The organism is Streptomyces halobius (genome assembly GCF_023277745.1).
Taxonomy (GTDB): domain Bacteria; phylum Actinomycetota; class Actinomycetes; order Streptomycetales; family Streptomycetaceae; genus Streptomyces; species Streptomyces halobius.
On record NZ_CP086322.1, the window covers coordinates 8,490,262 to 8,508,494 of the forward strand.

General features: G+C 69.5%; 19 protein-coding genes and 1 pseudogene. 10 read left to right on the forward strand and 10 right to left on the reverse strand.

From position 1 onward, the window contains the following. Positions 1–378: 378 nt before the first annotated feature. The 3 genes from crcB (K9S39_RS38520) to crcB (K9S39_RS38530) are packed head-to-tail and all read left to right on the forward strand — an operon-like array spanning position 379 to position 1,516. Entirely contained in the window at positions 379–780 is a 402-nt protein-coding gene (crcB, locus tag K9S39_RS38520; RefSeq protein WP_248867931.1) for a fluoride efflux transporter CrcB, read from the forward strand. Beyond that, positions 777–1,145 (forward strand): DUF190 domain-containing protein, encoded by a 369-nt coding sequence (locus K9S39_RS38525; protein ID WP_248867932.1) that lies wholly within the window; start codon positions 777–779, stop codon positions 1,143–1,145. Before crcB (K9S39_RS38520) ends, K9S39_RS38525 begins: the two co-directional genes overlap by 4 nt. Beyond that, positions 1,142–1,516: a fluoride efflux transporter CrcB gene (gene crcB, locus K9S39_RS38530; protein ID WP_248867933.1), complete on the forward strand. Its 375-nt coding sequence runs from the start codon at positions 1,142–1,144 to the stop codon at positions 1,514–1,516. The genes K9S39_RS38525 and crcB (K9S39_RS38530) overlap by 4 nt, the downstream gene beginning before the upstream one ends. A gap of 378 nt (positions 1,517–1,894) precedes the next feature. On the opposite strand, the gene helR is transcribed toward crcB (K9S39_RS38530), so the two are convergent. Then, positions 1,895–4,066 (reverse strand): RNA polymerase recycling motor ATPase HelR, encoded by a 2,172-nt coding sequence (gene helR / locus K9S39_RS38535; RefSeq protein ID WP_248867934.1) that lies wholly within the window; start codon positions 4,064–4,066, stop codon positions 1,895–1,897. A 497-nt stretch (positions 4,067–4,563) separates the two neighbouring features. Here helR and K9S39_RS38540 point away from each other — a divergent pair, with 497 nt between their 5' ends. Continuing rightward, positions 4,564–4,692: a helix-turn-helix domain-containing protein gene (locus K9S39_RS38540; protein ID WP_248867935.1), complete on the forward strand. Its 129-nt coding sequence runs from the start codon at positions 4,564–4,566 to the stop codon at positions 4,690–4,692. 53 nt (positions 4,693–4,745) lie between these two features. Further along, positions 4,746–5,267: pseudogene (locus K9S39_RS38545) on the forward strand (IS630 family transposase); the annotation flags it as partial. Here the strand turns inward: K9S39_RS38545 and K9S39_RS38550 are convergent. From K9S39_RS38550 to K9S39_RS38560, 3 genes are all read right to left on the reverse strand, one after another. Continuing rightward, positions 5,250–5,570 (reverse strand): hypothetical protein, encoded by a 321-nt coding sequence (locus K9S39_RS38550; protein WP_248867936.1) that lies wholly within the window; start codon positions 5,568–5,570, stop codon positions 5,250–5,252. The pseudogene K9S39_RS38545 and the gene K9S39_RS38550 overlap by 18 nt on opposite strands. A 338-nt stretch (positions 5,571–5,908) precedes the next feature. Further along, entirely contained in the window at positions 5,909–6,418 is a 510-nt protein-coding gene (locus K9S39_RS38555; protein ID WP_248869170.1) for a mycothiol transferase, read from the reverse strand. A gap of 13 nt (positions 6,419–6,431) precedes the next feature. After that, positions 6,432–6,620, reverse strand: a complete 189-nt coding sequence (locus tag K9S39_RS38560) for a DUF6381 family protein (protein WP_248867937.1) — start codon at positions 6,618–6,620, stop codon at positions 6,432–6,434. Between the two features lie 336 nt (positions 6,621–6,956). Between K9S39_RS38560 and K9S39_RS38565 the strand changes: the two genes are divergently transcribed. Next, complete coding sequence (locus tag K9S39_RS38565; protein WP_283113246.1) at positions 6,957–7,595, forward strand: molybdopterin-dependent oxidoreductase; 639 nt, start codon at positions 6,957–6,959, stop codon at positions 7,593–7,595. Positions 7,596–7,929: 334 nt separating this feature from the next. Then, entirely contained in the window at positions 7,930–8,556 is a 627-nt protein-coding gene (locus tag K9S39_RS38570) for a DNA polymerase ligase N-terminal domain-containing protein (protein ID WP_248867939.1), read from the forward strand. A 50-nt stretch (positions 8,557–8,606) separates the two neighbouring features. Here the strand turns inward: K9S39_RS38570 and K9S39_RS38575 are convergent, their stop codons facing one another. Continuing rightward, positions 8,607–8,957: a PRC-barrel domain-containing protein gene (locus K9S39_RS38575; protein WP_248867940.1), complete on the reverse strand. Its 351-nt coding sequence runs from the start codon at positions 8,955–8,957 to the stop codon at positions 8,607–8,609. A gap of 443 nt (positions 8,958–9,400) precedes the next feature. On the opposite strand from K9S39_RS38575, the gene K9S39_RS38580 reads away from it, so the two are divergent. From K9S39_RS38580 to K9S39_RS38590, 3 genes are all read left to right on the forward strand, one after another. Continuing rightward, a complete protein-coding gene (locus K9S39_RS38580) occupies positions 9,401–10,522 on the forward strand; it encodes an Orn/Lys/Arg family decarboxylase (protein ID WP_248867941.1) in 1,122 nt (373 codons plus the stop codon). Continuing rightward, the gene (locus tag K9S39_RS38585) at positions 10,515–11,303 is read left to right on the forward strand and encodes an Fpg/Nei family DNA glycosylase (RefSeq protein WP_248867942.1); all 789 of its coding nucleotides are present in this window, start codon (positions 10,515–10,517) and stop codon (positions 11,301–11,303) included. The genes K9S39_RS38580 and K9S39_RS38585 overlap by 8 nt, the downstream gene beginning before the upstream one ends. A 350-nt stretch (positions 11,304–11,653) precedes the next feature. Further along, positions 11,654–12,367: a UdgX family uracil-DNA binding protein gene (locus tag K9S39_RS38590; RefSeq protein ID WP_248867943.1), complete on the forward strand. Its 714-nt coding sequence runs from the start codon at positions 11,654–11,656 to the stop codon at positions 12,365–12,367. Positions 12,368–12,471: 104 nt separating this feature from the next. Here the strand turns inward: K9S39_RS38590 and K9S39_RS38595 are convergent, their stop codons facing one another. The 5 genes from K9S39_RS38595 to K9S39_RS38615 form a co-directional block, all read right to left on the reverse strand. Further along, complete coding sequence (locus tag K9S39_RS38595) at positions 12,472–13,281, reverse strand: uracil-DNA glycosylase (RefSeq protein WP_248867944.1); 810 nt, start codon at positions 13,279–13,281, stop codon at positions 12,472–12,474. A gap of 305 nt (positions 13,282–13,586) precedes the next feature. Further along, positions 13,587–14,018 carry an SRPBCC family protein gene (locus K9S39_RS38600; RefSeq protein ID WP_248867945.1) on the reverse strand — a complete coding sequence of 144 codons (432 nt, stop codon included), beginning with the start codon at positions 14,016–14,018 and terminating at the stop codon, positions 13,587–13,589. Between the two features lie 265 nt (positions 14,019–14,283). Next, positions 14,284–15,948 carry an FAD-dependent oxidoreductase gene (locus K9S39_RS38605; protein WP_248867946.1) on the reverse strand — a complete coding sequence of 555 codons (1,665 nt, stop codon included), beginning with the start codon at positions 15,946–15,948 and terminating at the stop codon, positions 14,284–14,286. 268 nt (positions 15,949–16,216) lie between these two features. After that, entirely contained in the window at positions 16,217–17,515 is a 1,299-nt protein-coding gene (locus tag K9S39_RS38610) for an acyl-CoA dehydrogenase family protein (RefSeq protein ID WP_248867947.1), read from the reverse strand. 221 nt (positions 17,516–17,736) lie between these two features. After that, positions 17,737–18,195: an RrF2 family transcriptional regulator gene (locus K9S39_RS38615; RefSeq protein ID WP_248867948.1), complete on the reverse strand. Its 459-nt coding sequence runs from the start codon at positions 18,193–18,195 to the stop codon at positions 17,737–17,739. Positions 18,196–18,233: the final 38 nt, after the last annotated feature.

Consider the following 18,233-nt stretch of genomic DNA (forward strand, 5'->3'; position numbering starts at 1 on the left):
CCGGGCACCGCCGTGCCGGTCAGGCTCCTCCGGCGGAGTGCTCTGTCATCACGGAATGCCCATTATCCCTCCGCGACAACAGTCCGGCAGCGGAGATTCAACGGCTGGTACGGAGGACGTACGGCCGCATACGGTACGTGAGCGTAGCTGCCCGATTCAGCGGTCCGCACAGCGGACGGGCTATCGTGATCACCGCGGTTTCCTCTGAAAGGGGGCTGCGTGTCCATAGGGAAAGCTCGGATCCCCTTGCTCAACGAACCCACTGATTCCGAAACCCACACTCATGCCCATGCCACCGATGCCCATCCCGGTGCCGGCACCGGTGCTGACGGCCCTGCCGCTCGCCGGGTACCTGTGCCCGCCCCACGAGGTGCGTTGATGCGTGGCCAGTGGCCGGTGCTGGGAGTTGTGGCACTCGGCGGTGCGCTGGGGGCATCCGCCCGCTACGGCGCGTCGCTGCTGTGGCCGACGGCCGCCGGCTCATTCCCCTGGACCACGCTCCTCGTCAACGCCGTCGGGTGTGCCGTGATCGGTGTCTTCATGGTGATGATCACCGATGTGTGGGCCGCCCACCGCCTTGTGCGCCCCTTCTTCGGCACCGGCGTCCTCGGCGGCTTCACCACCTTCTCCGCGTACGCGGCGGACATCCAGCACCTGGTGACGGAGGGCCGCGCCCGGACCGGACTGGCCTACCTCGCCCTCACGCTGATCGCGGCACTGGCGGCGGTGTGGCTCGCGGCGGTGCTCACCCGTCGCGTCATTGTCTGGAGGCAGCAGTGAAGACCACCGGACCGGCCCTGCGCGCGACGATTTTCGTCGGTGAGAACGACACCTGGCACCACAAGCCGGTGTTCACCGAGATCGTGCACCGGGCGCACCGGGCCGGGCTGTCCGGGGCCTCGGTCTTCCGCGGCATCGAGGGATTCGGCGCCTCGTCCATGATCCACACCACCCGGCTGCTCTCGCTGAGCGAAGACCTCCCGGTCGCCGTCGTCCTCGTCGACACCGAGGAGCGGATCCGCGGCTTCCTGCCGCAGTTGGACGAGTTGCTGGGGGACGGCCAGGGGGACGGCCAGGGGGACGGTCTGGTCGTCCTCGACGTGTGCGAGGCCATCCGGTACGGCCGAGGCAAGGAGACGCGGTGAACTGGCTGTTGGTCATCGCCGGCGGGGCCGTCGGCGCGCCGCTGCGCTATCTCACCGACCGCGCCGTCCAGGCGAAGCTCGACGCGGTCTTCCCCTGGGGGACCTTCACCGTCAATGTCGTCGGATGCCTCGTCCTGGGCCTGATAACCGGCGCGGCGACCAGCGGTGCCGCGTCCTCGCAGGTCCAACTCCTCCTGGGCACCGGCCTCTGCGGAGCGCTGACGACCTACTCCACCTTCTCGTACGAAACCCTGCGCCTCGCCGAGGACGGCGCCCGCTTCTTCGCCGCGGCGAACATCGCGGCCAGCCTGACGGCGGGCCTCGGCGCCGTCTTCGCGGGGGCGGCGCTGGCGGAGGCGGTGTGGGCCTGATGCGTGTTTTCCGCACGCGGTTGCTCCGGTCACCATGGCACGTGCCGCAGAGCGGCAGCGCCCCATTGATCATCCGACAGGTCCCCACATGCCACGCACCTGATCATCCCGGGCTGACCTCGCCCAAGGCAGCCAGTTCCCTTTCCCGCGCGGCGCCGGCCTGACCACCGCCGAGGCGGTCGTGGGCCCACGGTCCTCGCCCACCGCGCCGCAACGCCCGAGAGCCTGCGCCCGCTCGGCCGGGTCGTCCGCCCCCACCGCACCCGAATCGTCAGCGGCACCCGACTCAGCCCGGTGCGGACCGCGAAGCCCGGGCAGCCCCCTGCGTCGATGGCCCTCGTGATCGGCGGGGCGGCGATCACATCGTCCCGGCCGGCGTCAGGAGCTCGCGAGGATGACGAGTTGCTGGGTCGCCCGGGTCATCGCCACATAGCGGTCGACGGCTCCTTCGATGCCCTTGCCGAACTCCTCCGGGTCGACGAGGACGACCAGGTCGAATTCGAGCCCCTTCGACAGCTCCGGGGTCAGCGACCGGACGCGGGACGTCGCCCGGAACGTGCCGATTCCGATGTCACCGGCGCCGATGACGCAGGCGATCCCGTCGGCATGCGCAACGAGCCAGGTGTCGAGGATCGAGTCCAGATCCGCCACAGAACCGTGTACGACGGGGACATCGCTGCTGCGGATGGAGGCCGGCACATTGGCGTCCGGGAGCACGGCCCGGATGGCCGGCTCGGCTTCCGCCATGACCTCTTCCGGCGTCCGGTAGTTGATGCTCAGGGAGGCCACGTCGATCCGGTCGAGCCCGATCCGCTTGAGCCGTTCCTGCCACGACTCCGTGAATCCGTGCCTGGCCTGGGCGCGGCCCCCGACGATGGTGAAGCTCCGGGACGGGCAGCGCAGCAGCAGCATCTGCCACTCCGCGTCGGTCAGTTCCTGCGCCTCGTCCACGACGATGTGCGCGAAGGGGCCGGCGAGCCGGTCCGGGGCGGCGCCGGGCAGGGCGGTCTCATCGATCAGGCTGTCCTGCAGGTCCTGGCCGCGCAGCATCGTCACCGCGCCTTCGCCGTCGTCATCGGCCGCGAGCACATTGTCGATGACGTCGGCCAGGCGTGCGCGTTCGGCGGCGACAGCGGCCGTGTGCCGACGCTTTCGCCGCGCCGCCTCCGGGTCGCCGAGCCGCTGCCGTGCCGCGTCCAGGAGCGGCAGGTCGGACACCGTCCAGGCGTGGGGGCTCTCCTTGCGCTGCAGCTTGCGCACCTCGTCGCGGCTGAGCCAGGGAGCGCACATCCGCAGGTAGGCGGGTACCGACCACAGGTCTCCGACGAGGTCGGCCGCTTCGAGCAGCGGCCACGCGCGGTTGAGGGTCGTGACCAACTCTTCGTCGTGCAGCAGCGACCTCCGGAACAGGTCAGGCGATACGTCGTCGCCGTCGTGCTTGTCCATCAGGATCGTGACCAGCTCCTCCCAGATCTGCTCGCGCGCCTCGTTGTGCGGAGTACCTGGTTCCGGTGCTTCGAACGCCTCGGCCCAGTCGTCGGCGCTCAGCCAGATGTCGGACCAGTGGGTGGTGACCGTCATCCCCTTGGTGGGCGGCTCTTCGTAGATGCCGACGGCCGTCTCGATCGCCTTCACCATGTTCGCGGACGACTTCAGGAGGGCCACGTCGGGGTCGGCCTCGATCGCTGCTCCGGCTCCCTCGGCGACGAGGTCCCGCAGGGTGCAGGTCTGCACGCCCTCCTCTCCGAGGCTGGGCAGGACGTCGGCGACGTAGTCCAGGTAGGGGTGGTGCGGACCGACGAACAGCACGCCGCCCCGGCGGTGGTGACGGAGGCGGGGGTCGGAGTAGAGGAGGTAGGCGGAGCGGTGCAGGGCGACGACGGTCTTCCCCGTACCCGGACCGCCGTCGACGACGAGCGCGCCGCGGGATCCCGCGCGGATGATGGCGTCCTGGTCGGCCTGGATGGTGCCGAGCACGTCGCGCATCCGGGCCGACCGGTTGCCGCCCAGGCTGGCGATGAAGGCGGACTGGTCGTCGAGCGCGGCGTGCCCTTCGAGCCCGTCAGCGGTGAACACTTCGTCCCAGTAGTCGCTGATCCGGCCGCGGGTCCAGCGGTACCTGCGGCGGCTTGCCAGACCCGTCGGGTTGGCGTGGGTCGCCGCGAAGAACGGCTCGGCCGCCGGGGAGCGCCAGTCGAGCAGCAGCCGACGGCCCGCGCTGTCCGTGAGGCCAAGCCGTCCGATGTACACCGGCTCGGGGTTGTCCGCGCTGACCATGTGTCCGAGGCACAGGTCCAGACCGAAGCGACGCAAGGCGCGCAGGCGACCGGTCAGCCGGTGGATCTCCATATCCCGGTCCATCGCCTGCCGGCCTATGCCGCCGGGCGCCTTGAGCTCGGCATCGAGGCGGTCGGACAGTTCGGCGATCGCCTGCTCAAGGCTCTCCGCGATAGCCGCGAAGTGCTGCTCGTCGCCGATGATCAGCGTCGGGTCGGCCTTGGGGGAGAGGCGGTCGGGAAGGTCGAACGCGCTGGTGGTCAGGGAGTTCACGTCATCAGCTCCGATCCGATGCCGCGCCCGCGAAGTCCAGCGGCGCGCACACCCGCCGCCCGGCGCCGAGCGCCCGCGACCGTAGCGCGAGTTCCGTCACCGGCTCGACGTCACCGCATGCCCCATAAAGCGACAACAACACACGCACTTCGTGAATCTCCCATTTCCGCAGGTTCTGGCTTCGGCCTGCGATTCTGCGGCACGACGGGGGCCTTGCCGCAAGCCCCCCAGTGCGCTATACGTTGAGAGTGGCAAGGAGTGGGTAACCTCCTTGCCTTTACCTTTGCCTTTCAGTGGGTAACCTCGTCCGCTGTGGACGGACAACCTCGTCGTCCGCCGTGGCCGCGGGCCCGCGGCCTCTAGCTGCGTGTCGTGCGCGGCGTCTGGCTGCGTCTCGCCGGTCACGCGGAGAGGAATGCCTTCCCAGGCCCCCGCCGTCGGAATGCCGCCCGAGCCTTCGCGTTGTGGCCTACAAGGGGCGCTCGCAACCCTTAGGGGTGCGTCGCAGGTCGACCGCGCAGGCTCTGGCCCAGCGGTCCCGCATCGTGCTGGAGTGCGCCGAAGGTCACTCGATCATGGAGGTGTCGCGCCGTCTCGGGATCGCTCCGGACACGGTCCGCACCTGACGCCGGCGGTTCCTCGACCGCGGTCTGGACGGTTTGTGTGACGAGCCGAGGCCGTGATGCCGGGAGCACCCGAACGCCGCAGTCACGACTACGTCCGCGCCGGCACCGCCACGTTGTTCGCCGCACTGGAAGTGGCGACCGGGAAGGTGATCGGCTCACTCCACCGCCGCCACCGGGCCGCTGAGTTCAAGAGGTTCCTGGCCAAGGTCGACAAGGAAGTGCCTGTCCACCTCCAGGTACACCTGATCCTGGACCACTACGCCACCCACAAGACACCGGCCGTCAAGAAGTGGCTGCTCGCGCACCCCCGCTTCCACCTGCACTTCACGCCCACCAGCTCGTCCTGGCGGAACCTGGTGGAACGGTGGTTCGCCGAGTTCACCCAGAAGAAACCCAAGCGTGGCGTCCACCGTTCCGTCCAGGCCCTTGAACGCGACATCCGTGCCTGGCTCGCCGACTGGAACGAGCACCCACGGCCCTTCATCTGGACCAAGACCGCCGACGAGATCCTCGACAAAGCCGCCGCTTACTGCCACCGAATCTCTGACTCAGGACACCTAGAACCTGTCCGGTAGATGCCTGATGAAAGTCGGCAGGTCGACGAAGACGGTTCTTCCTGTGTTCTCGTCGTAGCCGGTGATTCGGCCTGTGTCGAAGGAGACCTGGTCGCCGTCCCGGGAGACCGATTCGCCTGCCCGGGAGGCCGAGTCCTCCTGGGAGATCGCTGCGCCCTCCCGGGATACCCTTTCGCCTGCCCGCGTGGCCGAGTCACCCGTGTAGCCGTGCCCGTCGGTTCCCTGAGCATTCGCGATTCCTGCGGAGCCGAACAAAGCGGTGGCGGCCAGCGCGGCAGCGGTGATTGTGGTCCTCAGACGCATAAGTCCTCCTGTATTGCATAGCCAGCAGTGGCCGTAGTGATTCCACCGGGCTGTCTCGCTCATGCCGCGCTGCTGCCAGCTCATCCCATCGGGTGGGTGAGCACATTCGGCAATCCCCAGGAGATTTCGCGCCGAAGGAATTCGGCCCCGGTGAACCGAGAGAGTTATTGTTCGGCCCGCCCGCACACACCGAGTTCAATTCCGCCCCGGAGGCGGCCAAGGGAAAACATTCGCCGCCGGAAAGCGATGCTCCAGCGGCGGCTGCCGGGTGTCCGGTGTGTGTCCTGGCGTATGTCCTGGTGTGTCTCCTGGTCTGTGTAGGCCCGCCGGACCAGCGGCTACTCGCCCAGCAGCATTCCTCGGACGAACGCGGCCTGGCCCACATGCTGCAGATCGTCGGCGATGACACTGACCAGCCGGACCCCCAGCGTGACCGGCGGCGTCCAGGCGCGGTCGACGATGCGCTCCAGGTCCGAGTCCTCGACCCCGGCCAAGTACTGCACGGTGTGGTCGTGCACGGCCTCGTGATAGCCGGTGAGCAGCTGCGCGCTCAGGTCGCGCACCGCCTCCACATCCTCGGTGGAGTGCCCGTAGCCGGTGTCGTCGTCCGGGAACGGCAGCTCGAAGCGGTCTACCCAGTCCTGCGACGTCCAGATCTGCTCGGTGCCGGCCACTCCGGCGATGTGGTCGTCCTGGATGCGGGTGAGGTGCCAGATGAGCCAGCCGACCGAATTGGCGTCATCGACGCGGGTGGCGAGCTCGTCCGGGCCCAGGCCGTCGACCGCTTCCTCGACGGCCTCCCTGACCCGTCCGAAGGCATCGACGAGCAGATCCGTTCCGGCGGTCATCGTCATGGGGCCCTCATTCGGTGGGGTAGATGTCTCCGCCACGCAACATGCTCTCCTGCTCGCTCTGGCTCTGCAGCCTGCGGGCCTTTTCCTGGAGCCGTTTGCGCTCTTCGGGGTCTTCCGTCCGCTCCGCCGCTGCTTTCAGCTCCTGGGCCTTTTCCCTCATCTGCTGGATCCGTGCGCGGATTTCGTTTGAGCTCATAGTGGTGGTTCCTCCGACGCGGCATGAATGCTGGTGCCCTCAGCGAATCAGGGCCCGGGCGGCTCGGCATCTTGAGCGGCCACTTTGTGTGATGGCCCGAGTGGCGGGACACGGTGATGCCGCTGGCGAGCCCCTGCCCGGTGCTGCCTCATGCGTTTCGCCGGCCTGGCAGTTGCTGCTCAGCGTCGTCGGCATGACGCCACGTATGAGGACGGGCATGGGGACCTACACGGGGACGGGCATGGGGACACACACAGGGACGGGCACGGGGACACACGTGCGCGCCGGGGCGCCGGACTTCATCACCCCGGTCCAAGAGGTATTCGTCAGAAAGCAATGAGTGTTCCGCACGTGGACGCCTCGACCTGGTCACTGACCGTGGAAGGGCTCGTCGAGCATCCGTCGCGGCTGGACCAGGAGGCATTACACGCGCTTCCCGCGAGCCGGCTGACCGCCTTCCACGAGTGTTTCGGCAATCCGACCGCCCCCAATGTCCCGACGCGGGCGGTGGCGAACGTGGAGTGGCTGGGCGTCCCGCTGGCCCGGCTGCTGGATCAGGCGGTGCCGCGTCCGCACGCCGCGCACGTCTGGTTCGAGGGCGTGGACCGGGGCAGTTTCCGCGGCTCTCCGGAGCACAACTACCTCAAGGATCTGCCGCTGGATATCGCCCGCCGTGAGGTGCTGCTCGCCTACGAGATGAACGACGCACCGCTGGACGCGGAGCACGGATTCCCCGTGCGCGCCGTGGTGCCGAGGATGTTCGGCACCAATTCGGTCAAATGGCTCGGCCGCATCGTCGTTTCGGACTCCCGGCCCGAGCATCCGCGCCCACTTCCGCGGAGCGCTGAGCCGGCAGGACGGGCCGATCCCGGCAGTGTCGGCTGGGCCGGCCATGGCCGGGACCGCCCGCGCTTCACACCCTGCCGTGCGACTTCTGTGCGCGCCGCGACAGCGAGGCGATGGCCACGGCGATGAGCAGCACACCACCCGTGATCATGAACTTCACGCGGTCCGGATCCCCATGACCACGCCGGAGGCGATCAGGCCGGGCGAACAGGGCGGCGTCGAGCAGGAGGGCGTCCGCGTGGGCGGCCAGCCGGGGCACGGTCCGGCGGAAGGTCGTTGCTTTCCCCGGCACATGGCTTCAAGCCCGGCGTACGGCTTTGAGCCCGCGTTACGGGTTCGCTCGCTGCACGGGTTGAAGCCTGCCACTCCTGCCGTTTTGCTGGATTCATCACGCTTTTGTCGTGGCGAGTCTTTGGAGATTCCTCGGCGAATCCTCGGCGATTCCTGGGCGAAGGGAACGGTCGTGAGCAGCGAAAAAGACCTGACGGAGTACCGCGGTAAACGGCACTTCGACCGCACGGACGAGCCCCGGGGCACCGGCGATGCCACCGGCGGCGAGCCGTGCTTCGTCGTACAGATCCATGACGCGAGCACCCTGCACTTCGACTTCCGGCTGGAGGTGGACGGCGTCCTGAAATCATGGTCCGTACCGAAAGGCCCCTCCGCCGACCCGCACGACAAACGCCTCGCCATGCCGACCGAGGACCACCCACTGGAATACCGGGAATTCGAAGGCGTCATTGCGCCGGGGGAGTACGGCGCGGGCACCGTGATCGTCTGGGACCAGGGCACCTACCGCCCGCTCCCCGGCAAGCGCAAGCGCCGGACCGCCGGATTCGGTGAGGACCTGGAGAACGGGCACGCCTCCTTCTGGCTGGACGGGACCAAGCTGCACGGCGGCTATGCGCTCACCCGCTTCCGCACCGGCAGGGAGCCCGGCGACCGTGAGTCCTGGCTGCTGGTGAAGGAGAACGACACGTACGCGTCCGGGCACGGCACCCCGGACCCGGCCCGCGTCCGGTCGGTGCGCAGCGGCCGGACGCTCAGGCAGGTGGCGGCCGAGACGCCCGGCGACGGGGGCAGCGGATGACCGGGCTCCTTTGCGTCGGGACGCGCCACGCCGCACCGGCTGGGCCGTGCTCAGGTGTGGGGAGCGCCGTAGTGACCGGCGATCTGACGGTGATAATCGTCGTCTCCGATGTGCTTTGTTCTGTCGAATTCCGGGGCCTTCTTGATTTCCTCCTTGGTACGGGCGACATACAGCGTGGTGTTGTCGAAGTCGATCGAGGAGATGACGCCGGCCGGCAGCAGGACATGCTTGTCGAAGATCCATCCGCCTGTGTCGACGACGAGATATGCGGCGCCGACCTCGGCGGAGTGCTCGTCGACCGTGCCCACGGCGCCGTCGATGGCCTCGACCTTGAAGCCGGTCAGGTCGGTACCCGGCCGGTAGCCTGTGGTGTCCTGGTGGCTCCAGATGTTGCCCGTCATGGAAAGGGCTCCAATGGTGGATGGTGGACAGCGGCTCGAACAGGAATCAGCCGGTTGCCGGTGAAGACAGCGATATCGGCTACGTCAGTGGATTCATTGCTTTCGGCATCCGGCTGGGCGTGCTCCTTTCCCCAGATAATTATGCGCCCGGCACCGCCAGATTGCGGTACTCAGCGCGATACCGGCGGTACTGCCGGCGACGAGATGGCGCGAAGGCCATGCTGGAACGAATTGCTGCCGGAAGTGCGGGTCACCCGGACGGGTGTGCGGATCCTCCTCGGCTTTCTGCCGACGGTCGTCGTCCCCCGCGCCCGCGGCCGCTCCGCCGCGGAGCGGGACGGGGTGGGACGAGGTACCGTCGAGCCGACGCCGCGGCCGCTCCGACGCGCGTTCCGGAGCAGTGGCCCCGCTCTCGCCGGGCAGCCAGGACGGAGGTCTGCGCCATGCCTCCTGACCACCGCAGGGCCCCCCTACCGGAAGCGCTGGCGGACTGTCACGCGACGGGCCGGCCGGGCTTCAGCCCGCCCGGCCACAAGCAGGCGCGCGGCGCCGATCCGGAGGTCCGGGAAATCCTCGGCGATGCCGTGTTCTACGGGGACGTGCTGGCCTCCGGTGGTCTGGACGACCGGCGCACCAGGGACAAAACCCTCGAACGCGCCGAGAGACTCATGGCCGACGCCGTGCCCTTCCACCCCGATCTCCCGTCGTGGGCCAGGGACGCCGAGGCGGACATCTGCGTCACCAGCATCCACAAGATGGGCAGCGGCCTGGAACGGGGGTCGTCCGTCTTCCATCTGACGGGCGATCTGATCGAACCTGCCCTGCTCAAGAGCCGCGCCGATCTGCTGGGGACGACCAGCCCGTCCGTGCTGATCTACGCCGGACTGGACGGCTGGCGCCGGCAAATGGCCCTGCACGGCCGCGAACTTATCGGGCGTGCGCTGGACCGGGCGGCACGCGTGCGGGCCGCCGTCGAGGAGATCGACGGGCTGCATGTCGAGGGCCGTGCGGTCTTCTGCGGGCCGGGACTCGCCGACGACTTCGATCCGCGTCCCCTCGTCGTCGACGTCCGCGGCCCGGGGACGACGGGATACCGGGCGGCGGACTGGCTGCGCACGCACCGCCGGGTCGACGCCCATCTGGCCGACCACGGCGGAATCAACACCCAGCTCACCCACGCCGACGACCGGGCGACCACGGGCACGCTGCTGGCCGCGCTGGGCGAGCTGTCCCGTGCCGCGCCGGACCTGCCGCCCGCCCCGGTCGTGGAGGTGCCGCCGCCCGCCGGTCTGCGGCTGACCCAGAGCCGCCCGCCACGCGACGCCTGCTTCGGCACCGTCGAGGACGTGCCCGTCCAGGAGGCCGCCGGACGCGTCGCGGCGGAGATGATCAGGCCCGACCCTTCCGGCACCCCCGTGGTCCTGCCCGTCGAGCGGCTGAACGAGCCGGTACTGCGGTATCTGCGCTCGGGTACGGAGACGGGAATGCATCTCCCCGACGCCGGCGCCCCCCGGCTCACCACGGCCCGCGTCCTGGTGGAAACCGGGACGTCGGGCGATGCCTGAGCTGCCGGACGTCGAGGCGTTCCGGAAGGTTCTGGTCTCCTGTGCGCAGGGCAGGCCGATCCAGCGGATCGAGGTGCGGGACGCGGGAGTGCTGCACGGGGTGAGCGCGTCGCGGCTGCGCCGTCAGCTGGCGGGGCGGAGATTCGCCGCGCCCGAGCGCCACGGGAAGTGGCTGCTCGCCCGCACCGACCAGGGGCCTACGCTCATGATGCACTTCGGCATGACCGGGGAGCTGGTCTGCTGCCACCCCGCCGAGCCGCCCGGCCCCCATGACCACGTGCTGTTCACGGTGGGCCGGGACCGTCAGCTCCGCTACCGCGACCAGCGCAAACTCCAGGGCCTGTGGCTGGCGGACGAGTCCGGCGTGGCACGGACCCTGGAGGGCCAGGGCCCCGACGCGATGACGCTGGGCCGTACCCGCTTCGCCGCGGTGCTCTCCCGGCGCCGCGGCGGCATCAAATCGGCCCTCATCGACCAGTCGGTGCTGGCCGGGCTCGGCAATCTGCTGGCCGACGAGATCCTGTGGCGGGCACGGGTGCACCCGGCCCGTCGGGTCGGCGCACTCACGGCCGGCGAACGCGACCGGCTGCACCGGGAGATGCGCCGCACCCTGCGGTCGGCCGTACGGGCGGGACGCGTGCCACCCCGGAAGTCCTGGCTCACCGGCCACCGTGACGACGCCGATGCGCGATGTCCGCGCTGCGCCGAGCCGCTGCACAGGGACCGCATCGCGGGACGGGGCACCGTGTGGTGCTCCAGGTGCCAGCCGGAGAGGGCCTGATGCCCGATGCCTGATGCCTGACGCCTGACGCCTGGTCCGTCCGGACGCGGCGCGAGCCGTGGGCGTCCGCGCTGCGACGGCGGCGCGGGGCGGTGAAGATGGCCGGACGGGGGGAGGGCAGCGCGGGTGGCACACGGTGACGCTCCAGGAGGGGGGCATACGGCGGCACGCCAGGTGACGCCGCAGGAGACGAGCGAGCAGGAGACGGGAGAGCAGGAGATGGGAGAGCGACAAGCGAACGAGCAAAGAGGCGAGCTAGCAGGAAACGGACGAGCCAGGAGACGGACGACCGGGAACGGACGAGCGGGAACGGACGAGCCAGGAGACGACCGAGGCGGGAGACGACGCCGATGACCGGAGACGGCACCGAGGCCGCCGGGCAGCAGTACGACGCCACCCCTTACCTGCCCCGGCGCGGCGGACTCGCGGCGTATCGGCGTGCCGCGGCGGACTGCCGGGGCTGCCCGCTGTTTCTGGACGCCTCGCAGACCGTTTTCGGGGAGGGCAGCCCGACGGCACGTCTGGCGCTCGTCGGCGAGGAGCCCGGTGATCGGGAGGACCGCCAGGGGAAGCCGTTCGTCGGCCCGGCCGGGGGCCTCCTGAAGAAGGCGCTGCGGGACGCCGGCCTCGGCGAGGAACCGACGTACTTCACCAACGCGGTGAAGCACTTCAAGTTCACCACCGCACCGCGAGGCAAGCGCCGCATCCACAAGCCACCGAGCCTGCGGGAGATGACCGCCTGCCGCCCCTGGCTGAACGCCGAGTTGCGCCTGGTCGACCCCGAGGTCGTGGTGGCGCTCGGGTCGACCGCCGGCAAGGCGCTGCTGGGGCGGTCGTTCCGGGTGACGAAGGACCGCGGCGCTCTCATTCCCCTGCCGGAGGAGGGAGAGGAACAACGGGATGGGCACGGGGCGGGACGCTCGACCACCGACGGAAGAAGACTCGTCCTGGCGACCCTCCACCCTTCCGCGATTCTGCGGGCCGACGACGCGGGGCGCGCGGATGCGTACGCGGGGCTGGTCGCCGACCTCCGCGTGGCCGCCGGGGCCTTGCACGGCTCGTGAGCCACTCCTCACCCCATCCAGCCCCTTGCTGTGCCCGTCCCCGTGTCTTGCCGGTCCTGCGCCTTGCCCGGCCCGCGCCTTGTCCCGTCCCTTCGCCTCTTTCCTTATCCAGCGCTCCTGCCCTGTCCAGTCCCAGTCCCCTGGCTTCGCAGCCCCGCGAGCTCGGCAGCGCGAGTGAGCACATCGACGAGCATGGCGAACGTCAGACGCCCGGTGAACGTGTTCTGCTGGCTCGGGTGATAGCTCCCCAGGATCCGGAGCTCCGGCCGCTCGTCGGTCGCCTGCAGCGTCAGCTGCGCCCCGTGCCCGAACGCGGGCCGGGGGCGCGGCACCCGCCATCCCGCGGAGCCGAGAGCGGGCAGCAGCGCCTGCCAGCTGAAGGCACCCAGGGCGACCGCTGCGCGCAGGCTCGGAGCGAGGAGTGCGAGCTCCGCCGACAGCCATGGCCGGCAGGTGTCCCGTTCGGTGGGGGTGGGCTTGTTCTGCGGCGGGGCGCAGTGGACCGGCGCGGTCACCCGTACCCCGTACAGCTCCAGCCCGTCGCCCCGGTGTGTCGCTTCGGGCTGGGAGGCGAGGCCGACGGCGTGCAAGGCGGCGAAGAGGAAGTCACCGGAGGCGTCACCGGTGAACATCCGGCCGGTCCGGTTGCCGCCGTGCGCGGCGGGCGCCAGACCGACGACGGCCAGTGCCGCGTCCGGCGGACCGAATCCGGGGACCGGCCTGGCCCAGTACTCCTCGTCGCGGAACGCCCGCCGCCGGGTAGCGGCGACCTCTTCCCGCCAGGCCACCAGCCTCGGGCAGGCCCGGCACCGTGTCAGGTGGGTATCGAGCTCGTCCAGCCCCCCGGAGTGCTCCGCACAGTAGCCCGGATAGCCGCCATCATCGCTGGTCGGCGGGCCTGTCCCAGCGTTCATACGCGTCCTCCCACACTTCGCCGTCCGGCAGGTGTGCCGCTCCCCGCCGAACCGGGACTCGAACTCCTCCCGCTTTTCGTCCCGTTCGACGTTTCGGCCCGTTCGAGCAGCCGACCGGCCAGCTCACACTCGGCCGGCGCGCGCACCGCAGATTCAGCACGGGCAGCAGGTTCACCACGGTGAGATCGGCGGGACCGACGCCGACACTGTCGACGATGGCGACGGAAGTGCGTGTGACGTCCGCGGTGGGGGAGGGGGAGGGCAGGTCCACGCGCCCCGGTCACTGCTGTCATCTCCTGCTTCCGCTACTGCTTCCTCTCCCGTTCCACCAGCTCCTTGAATTGCTGCAGATCACTGCGGACGCCCCGCTCGATCGCGGCCGCCTGCGCGAAGCCCGACGGTCCTCCGAACTCCTCCTTGATGGTCTCCGGCTGGTACTCGAACCGGGCCTGGACCCGGGTGTGATCCCGGTCGATGGGCAGCAGCGAGACCGTTCCCGCCAGGTCGGGACCGCTTGTGGTGTGCCAGACCATTTCCTTCCCGCGGTCGCTGGTCTCGACGTCCAGCTCCCGGGCCCGGCCTCCCGCGGTGAGATCCAGGTGCGCCTTGTTCTCGCCCTCCGGGCGGGCCTCACGCACGCCGTTCACAAACGCGGGATAGCTCTCCACTCGGTGGAGAGTGTCCCAGGTTCTGTCGAGGGGGGCATCGATGTCTATCTGTTCTTCGAGAGTGCTCATCGGGCACCTCACAGCTTGGTTCAGGGCTACACGGTCACGTATCCAGAGTGCTCCGGGCGGGGGCCGGAAGCGACCCGAGTCACCGGGCCCGGTGCTGCCGGGCCCGGTGCTGCCGGGCCCGGTGCTGCCGGGCCCGAACCGGCTTGTTGCACATTCAAGCGTCCTGGGCTTGCCGTCATCATCACCGGCACCGGTGGTGGGCCGAGGTGACCGACGGTGACACGCCCCGGGGCCACCGCGAGCCCCCGGGCTCATTCGGTGCCGTTCACCGGGTGAACGGCTGGACGGACTGGGCGTGGCGGAAGACATTCCGGGGGTCCCAGTACTCCTTGGTCTCCTGGAGGCGCTGATAGTTGTCGCCGTAGTAGAGACGGTGCGAGGGCTGCCCCGAGGTGTTCCACTCGGGGTCGTCGAGGTCGGTATCGGGGTAATTGATGTAACACCCGTCGGTCACCGTCTCCTGGATAGCGCGGTCGCCGGTGTCATCCGGCGAGAGAATCGGCACGCCGCCGGTGTCCTCGTAGACATCGCGGTAGAACTCGCGGATCCAGCTCACATGCGGCGCCGCGATCGAAGGATCGACGGCGGCATCCAGATAGTCGGTGACACCGTCCTTGTTGGAGTCCTTCTGCCAGCTCCAGTACGTCTGATACTGCAGCTTCAGCACGGAACTGCGTTGGTAGACGGCCGTGTCGGCGCTTCCGGGGAGGTTGACGGCACCGCCGTAGGAGTCGACCTGGAGCAGCGCCTGCGGGTTGTCGTATGCGTCGCGCGTCAGGTGGTCGTGGATGGCGGTGAGCTGTGGCTCGGTGAATCCGCGTGTCATATACGCCGACTTGTACTTGCCGCACTGGTTGTCGCCGGAGCCGTTGAGCGTCTGGGTGGCGGTGAGCCAGGGCAGCCGGGTCGGTACGTGCAGTCCGGCCATGGGTGCGTGCTCACCCATGCGCCGGTCCATTGGCGTGGGGGCGACGCCCAGGTCCTGGGTGACCCAGTCGAGGAAGGCGTTGAGCCGCCGCACGCCGTCCGGCCTGGTGGCGTCGAGCTGGGTGATCAGACCCACCTTGCCGTTGGCCCAGTTGGTCAGCTTCAGCAGGGTGAACATATCGCTGAAGTCGCCGCGGAGGGGTTCCGGGAGCTCGGTGGTGTTCTCGTACTCGAAGAACAGCCCGTAATTGCGCACCAGCGACTTGAAGCTCTCCGGCTCGTCCTTGAGCTCCGCCCACGGCCATGCGATGGCATGCAGCAGGACTTGGGACGGGGGTTTGGGCAGGCCCTTGAACCAGTACCGGGTGACCACACCGAAGTTCCCGCCGCCGCCACCGGTGTGCGCCCACCACAGATTCCGCAGCTGCTCATCGGACGAGTCACGGCGCGCGATCACCACCTCCGCGTGCTGTCCGTCACGGACGACCACGACCTCCACCGCGTAGAGATAGTCGATGGTCAGCCCGTGCTGCCGGGACAGCAGCCCGTACCCGCCGCCGCACACATGGCCGCCGGCGGCGACGGAGTAGCAGGATCCGCCGGGGAGCGCGACGCCGAACGGGGCGTAGAGGTGGGTGGCGACACGCCAGTTGTTCGCACCGGCCTCCACGCAGTACGCGCCCGTCTGCTGGTCCAGGTAGGCCCGGTCCATCCGTCCCAGGTCGAGGATCACGCCCACGTCGTCGCCGCAGACGAAGTTCTCGTAGCAGTGGCCCCCCGACCGGACCGTGATCCGCCTTTCGGGACTCTCGTCGGAACGATGGCTCGCCAGATATTTGTTGAGTGCGCACACGACCTCGTCGGTCGAGGCGACTACCGACACATAGTCAGGAGTCGCGATGAAGCGCTGATTGAATCCCCTCCTCAGGGCCTGATAGCGGTCATCCCCCTGAACCACCTCGGTGCCGCACTCGGTTCCGGCGATGGTCTGCTCCGCGGTCATGTCTCTCCCCACCACAATGGCAACCTTGTGACTGCTGCTGCGCGTCTGCGTGCTTCACGCCTGCCATTGACGACAGCCACTTCCACCTCACGACTGCCGCTTCAAGGCTGCGACTTCATGTAACTGAACACCTACTCTTCGTGATTGGTTGCATGCGGGGGAAGAGTCGAGAGGTGTCGGCAGGCGGGCCCCGGGTTGACGACCGTCTCACCCGCCGCGTGCGGACCAGTGGTCACCGTCAGTGCGCGGACGCGCCGCGCGTCGGCACTCAGATATGCAGCGTCACGGGCGGTCGTGTGCCGTTCAGATAGTGGTCGCCGATGTCGCGGAGCCTGTGGGTGGGCGAGCCCTGTGCCGTCAGTACGCGCGCGTTGCGCCAGAACCTCTCGAACCCCGGCCCTTCGGCGGGGGAGTCGGCGGTGCCGTCCGCGAGTTCCAGGATGCGGGTCGTGATGTGCACGGCGGACCGGCTCGTCACGGCCTCGGCCGCGGCGACGAGAACGGAGATATCGGTGCGTTCGTCGACGCCGAGTTCCCGCCCCGAGAGGAGCCCTCGCGCCAGTGCTTCCGTCGCCGGTTCCGCGACGGCCGCGGCGGTGTGGGCGGCGGTCACCAACTCCCCGTAGGCGAGCAGGAGGTAGGGATCCCGGCCCGGCCGGTTCGGGTACCCGCGGTCGTCCGGACCGATCGTCGGCCAGGTGCGCGGCGTGGCGCGACTGACGTCCCGGGCCTCGGCCAGCGCCCCTTCGGTGATCCCCAAGGCGACGTGGACAAGGGCGAGCCGGAGCGCCAAGGGAGCGAGCGCGGCGAAGGGGGAGACATCGTGCTCGTCGCGCGGAACGGCGCCGAGTATCTGAGAATCGGCCACCGCGACGCCGTCGAAGCCAACGCTGCCCGCTCCGCTGAGCCGCTGCCCCAGGCGGTCGTGCGCCGGGTCGGTCGTCACGCCGGGACAGGCCGGATCCACGACTACGCTCAGCGACTCGCCCGTCGCGGTGCACACCGCGCCGAGCACCAGCCGGTCCGCCACGGCGGCACCGGCGGCGAGCGTCGTGCGCCCGTTGAGGACATACCCGTCCTCGCTCGGCGTGAGCCTGAGCTCGGGCCCGCGCTCCGCCCCTGTCCCGGCTCCCGCCTCCGCTTCCTCCTCCGTCCCCGTGACGTCGGTGCTCCCGGCCCACAGCCACTGCCCGGTCGCCGCACGGAGTTCGAGTCCGTCGGCCGTTTCCGGGGTGCCGAAGAACCGGGCGCTCCATGACAGGACGTAGTGCCGGGCCAGCAGTTCGCCGATGGAGCTGTCGGCCGCCGAAATCTCCCGGATGACCGCACAGGCCGTCCGCCAGTCACAGCCCCTCCCGGATGCGCCCGGCGGCATCAGCAGAGCGGGCAGTCCGGCTTCGCGCAGGCGGGAGACCTCGTCGAACGGAGCCTTGCCCGCCCGGTCGCGGACGGCCGCGTCGACGGCGAGATCATCCGCGAGTTCACGGGCGACGCGGGACCACATTCCGCCCTCCGACGGGGCGTTGCCCTCCGGGGCGGCGGGGGCCGCAGCGGACCGCTTCGGCATGGCGCCGTTCACCGTCCCCTCCCGGAACCGGATTCCCCGCGAGTCCCTGGTTTCGCGATTCCCTAGTTTTCCCACTTGATTGGTAGAGAATAGGGTGCGTCCGGAGCCGCCTTTGCGGCAAGGGGTGTTCAAATGATGGACAATGGCGTATCGGAATCCGGATGATGCTGGAGGGGCAGCAGGCGCGCCCTGAGGTGGGCGCACCGCGCCGGGGTGGCGTCCTACGGGTTCGTCCAAGAGGCCGGGTCCTCGGCCAGCGCGGTCACCCGGGAGGGCAGCTCGGCCGAGGCGACATCGGCCAGCGACACACCGTCCAGGATCTGGCGGACATTCGCCCGCAGCGCGACCCACACCGGCAGCAGCGACTCGGCGGGGCCGCTGTAGGACAACTCCGGCGGGCGCGCGCCGCGTACCGCGACCAGCGGCCCGTCCACGACGCGGATGACATCCGCGATGCTGATGGCCTCCGGGGCCTTCGCCAGCCGGTAGCCGCCGTTGCCGCCGCGCTGACTCAGGACGAGTCCGCCCCGGCGCATGTCGTTGAGGATGCCTTCGAGGAATTTGTGCGGAATGTCCTGAGCGTCGGCAATCGCCTCCGCCTTGAGCGGCCCCGCGTCCCCGGCGTCAGCGAGTTGCAGCGCGGCACGTACCGCATAGTCCGCTCTGGCCGAAATTCGCATGCCCGCATTATTCCTCAGGGGATGGCCGGGCTCTCCGT